Here is a 396-nt window from a genome sequence, read left to right as displayed (position 1 = left end):
GCCGCGATGCGGCTGGCGGCGGTGGCCGTCGCGGTCGTTCTGGCCGCGGCCGTGTCGGCGGAACTGGGGCTGATCGGCTTTGTCGGGCTTGCAGCGCCCGCCCTGGCGCGCAGCCTGGGGGTGCGGACCATCCCCGGCCTGCTGGCCTGGTCGCCGGTCCTGGGCGCACTGATCCTGTCGATCTGCGACGGGCTGGTGCTGGCCCTGGCGGGCCTGGGGGCCGAGATGTTTCCCACCGGCGCGCTGACCGGGCTGGTCGGCGGGCCGCTGTTGATCTGGCTGCTGCCGCGGCTGCGGGGCACATCCCCGCCCGGCGCGGAATCGGGCGACCGCCCTGCCCCACGGCTGGCCCGTCCGGGGCCGCTGCTGGCGGCGATGGCGGCGGCCCTGATCCTG

General features: G+C 77.0%; 1 protein-coding gene. It reads left to right on the top strand.

The genetic code is table 11. The features are described from left to right. Positions 1-396, top strand: a 396-nt coding sequence (locus TW83_RS19120; RefSeq protein WP_045984379.1) for an iron chelate uptake ABC transporter family permease subunit, incomplete at both ends; no start/stop codon positions are given.

Origin of the sequence: Paracoccus sp. S4493 (genome assembly GCF_000967735.1) — a bacterium.
GTDB classification, from domain to species: domain Bacteria; phylum Pseudomonadota; class Alphaproteobacteria; order Rhodobacterales; family Rhodobacteraceae; genus Paracoccus; species Paracoccus marcusii.
This window is presented reverse-complemented; position numbering and strand designations above follow the sequence as displayed.